Raw genomic sequence first — 3,541 nt, forward strand, 5'->3', positions numbered from 1 at the left:
CGACAGGTATCGGCGACTTGGCGAGGCGATGCACAACTGCGACGAGTTCTTCCTCAATCTGCCGTGGGCGCCGTTGTTGCCAGGCGTTGCCCAGCTCGGGGTACAGACTTCGAAACGCTGGGATGGTCTCGATGATCTGCGAGATCCGGGGGCCCGTGCGGGCGATTTCGATGAACCCACACTCTTCGAGGACGGTCAGGACCGACGGCAGCACTTGTACGTCGATGTCCAACGCCTCATTAGCCACGATTTTCAGCGCGTCAACGTTCTCAACGACGTTGCGGCCACGCAGGAGACCGGCGAGGTCTGCCGCCATTCCCACGAGTTGCGTGTTGTCTACGACAGAGAGGACCCATGAGTCCGTCTCGCCGCTTCGAAGGCCCAGGTTAACGTCCTGACATCGGAGACCGGTGAACTCGGCATCCACTGAGCGACTCCTCGTCGGCGAACGTTGACGCTTAACCCTAGCCCGCGATCACAGGTTTCAGGGTTATGGATGTACGAGCGCCCTATGCTGCGTGGTGCTTGTCTGATCGATCGCTCGGGTGGCGGCGGCCACATGCGCCGCACTGAGCGGGGGCAATTGGTTTCAGTCCGCAGCCGGTCCGCCGCACATCTGATAACGGTCGACAACGTGCAGCACGTCCGGTCATCATTTATGCAGCTCATAGCGGGTCTATCGCGTCATTCGCTCGAAGCCATCGGTTGCCGTAATCCGAGATGACGGACTTAAAATCCGTCCAGTCTGGGTTCGAGTCCCAGTGGGGGCAAATCTCATGGGCCCCCGCCGACGGCACGAGACACGTCAATGGCCCGTGGCGAATCCCGACTTTGGCGCACCACCGTAGCCCCTTTGCCGCTGTTGCCGGTTGATTCCGCAAACTGTCGGCATCTGCTCGAAATCGCATGTTGCCGCAAGGAATTAGCGAATTCCTGGCATTATCCATCTCCGCTGACGGTACGCTCATAAACACGCAATTCTGACCAGCAAGGCTGTGGGGCTAATGCGCCGCGCTGATCGGTTGGGTTACGGCGGGGATGCGGGATGAACACATGCGCTATCTGAGGGTCACAGGCGCCGTCGCGGGTATCTGCATTCTTACCGCCGCATGTGGCGGCGGCAGCGATCACGCCGCCGCCGTCAAGTCGACCACGAGCAAAACGAAGCCACCGCCCCCTATTACAGAGGCGGGGTTGAAGGGGTTGCTGCTTACCCCCGAAGACGTGAGCGCCGTCATGGGGGCAGGCGAGCTGAAGGTGACCAGGTACCGCACCGAGATGTCTGACGACAGTGCCACGATGGAGCCCAAGGAGTGCCTGGCCGTCGACGGTGCTGCGCAACAGAAGGTCTATGCCGGCATCAAATACACCGCTGAGCGCGACGAGACGCTCCAAGAGGGCGACAACTTCACCCACTTCGTCGAGCAGGCGGTGGTGCTGTTTCCCTCGGCCAAGCAGGCCAGCGCCTTTGTCGCCGCCTCGGGGCTGCAGTGGTCAGCGTGTCACCAGTACACCCACACGCAAAGCCACACGGTGTGGGACGTGGGGCCGGTATCCAACACCAACGGCATGCTGAGCACGACCGCCACCCAGGAGAACGCCAATGCCGGCGGCTGGGGCTGTGGTCGGGCGCTGACCGCCCGGAACAACGTCGTCATTGACATCAACACATGTAGCGCTGATCCCAAGAACTCGGCTGTCGAGATCGCCAGCCGGATCGCTGCCAAAGTCCCGAACCAATAAAGCCGTCGGGAAACACAGGCAGCAGCACCCGGTGGTCGAGCCGCCGTGTGCCGACGTGTAGCCACACGGCCAGAGAACTGTCCGCCGGCGCGGCAGGCTATTGGCTACTCCTGTGACCTTCGCCTCTTTTTCGGTGCCGATCCTGAAAAATCCTTAATTTTCATAGCACCGCACAAGCCGCGCACCATATTAGCGAGCAACATCCAAAAGCCTGCAAAAGCGCATTCCTGTGTTCGCTCTGCGGCACGCGACTTACAAGCGGCCATCGGCATCTAAGCGAACCCTGAGGTTTCCCTGTCTGACCCCTGGGGTAGGCGTCGAAATGCTTGCGTTTTAAGGCAAATTCGGCCGCTAGACTCGGCCGGAAGCGGCGCTGCACGAGTGCCGAAATTGTGCTTAAGCAGGACCTATTCCGGTCGTCTTGCTGCGGTGACCATTGTCGCGCGGCGTCAAAGCGCGACAAGTACAGCAAAGGCTGGTGTCAATGTGAGCAATGTGGATTATGTGAAAAGCAATCGGGGCAATAGCGCGGCCTCCGTGGATGTCGGGACGGCGCTGACCTTCTCGGTCGTGGCCGGAATGGCCCTGCATCGCGGAGCCATCAGCGGCATCGCCGCGAGCCCTGACGGTAGTCGGCTGGTGCTGAGCAACAATGGCGACGACAGCGTGTCGGTCATCCGCACGGGCAGCTGGGCCGAAGTCAACACAGTCGCCGGAATCAACGAACCGTTCGCCATCGCGATAAGCGGTGCCGATCCCCGCTACGCCTACGTCAGCACAGTGTCACCGGCATACGACGGCATCGCGGTCATCGACTTGGAACGCAACAGCGTCGTCGCGTCCCATCCGTTGGACCTCACCGTCACCGACTTGGTGGTGAGCCCCGACGGCAGACATGTCTACGTCAGCCGCACCGCTGCGACGGGCGCCGACGTCGCCGTCCTTGACACGACGACTGGTCGGGTGCAGCCCATCGATATCGCCGCCGCAGCCGGCGCCAGCACAGAATGCGTGCGCATGACGCCCGATGGCCGGCGTCTCTACGTCGCGGTACAGCGGCCCTCGGGCGGCGAAGTCGTCGCGATCGACACACACCTGCGGCGTGTCATCGAGACCGTCGACACCGGTTCGGCGATCCGCGATGTCGCGATAAGCCCAGACGGCCGGGCTGTCTATGTCCTGGGCAGCGGCGCGGACTTCGGGGTGGTCGTCGACGTCATCGACGCTCGTAGCAACAAGGTCACCAGCACGCGCAAGCTGAGCGAGACCGGGGGACTTGTCACGCAACTGAAGCTCAGCCGCGACGGCGACCGCGCCTACCTCGTCGGCGATGACCGCGTCGCCGTTCTGTGCACCATGACCCAAGACATCATCGGCGACGTCACCGTGGGCAGCCAGCCGTCATGCGTCGCGGAAAGCCCCGACGGGAAGTACCTCTACGTCGCGGACTATTCCGGCGCGGTCACTGCGCTGTCGGTTGCCTCGCCGACGGCGTCGCTGATCGTTCCCGCCAACGACGGCACGGCGCCGCTCGAGCTGGGCACGCGTGAATTGCCGCAGCTCCAACCTGCATTGACCTAGCGCGGGTGGTTGACCTGCGCTTCTCGCGGGAACCACTCACGACGGGAAGTCTCGGCGCTAGCATTCGCGCGATGCGAACATGAAGCGACGCTGGGAACGATAACGGGGGCCGTCGATGCAGAGCACAATGCAGAACTTCCCGTTGACGATCACCGCCATCCTCAGGCACGCCACCGGTGTGCACGGGGCCCGCAAGGTCGCCACTGCCACCGGCGAC

General features: G+C 62.6%; 4 protein-coding genes. 3 read left to right on the forward strand and 1 reads right to left on the reverse strand.

Going from position 1 to position 3,541, the window contains the following annotated elements:
* On the reverse strand, positions 1 to 427 hold a 427-nt coding region (locus VFA16_RS02520), incomplete at its 3' end, for a hypothetical protein (protein WP_324966302.1).
* A 626-nt stretch (positions 428 to 1,053) separates the two neighbouring features.
* Between VFA16_RS02520 and VFA16_RS02525 the strand changes: the two genes are divergently transcribed.
* The 3 genes from VFA16_RS02525 to VFA16_RS02535 form a co-directional block, all read left to right on the forward strand.
* Positions 1,054 to 1,743: a sensor domain-containing protein gene (locus tag VFA16_RS02525; protein WP_324966303.1), complete on the forward strand. Its 690-nt coding sequence runs from the start codon at positions 1,054 to 1,056 to the stop codon at positions 1,741 to 1,743.
* Positions 1,744 to 2,238: 495 nt separating this feature from the next.
* Positions 2,239 to 3,324 carry a YncE family protein gene (locus tag VFA16_RS02530; protein ID WP_324966304.1) on the forward strand — a complete coding sequence of 362 codons (1,086 nt, stop codon included), beginning with the start codon at positions 2,239 to 2,241 and terminating at the stop codon, positions 3,322 to 3,324.
* A 115-nt stretch (positions 3,325 to 3,439) separates the two neighbouring features.
* A partial coding sequence (locus tag VFA16_RS02535; protein WP_324966305.1) for a hypothetical protein occupies positions 3,440 to 3,541 on the forward strand: 102 nt, incomplete at its 3' end.

This window comes from Mycobacterium sp., from assembly GCF_035653355.1.
GTDB lineage: Bacteria > Actinomycetota > Actinomycetes > Mycobacteriales > Mycobacteriaceae > Mycobacterium.

What these genes read in the sequence shown, in the direction of transcription:
- VFA16_RS02525 (WP_324966303.1), top strand. Translation starts at nt 1,054, where the DNA reads ATGCGCTATCTGAGGGTCACAGGCGCCGTCGCGGGTATCTGCATTCTT.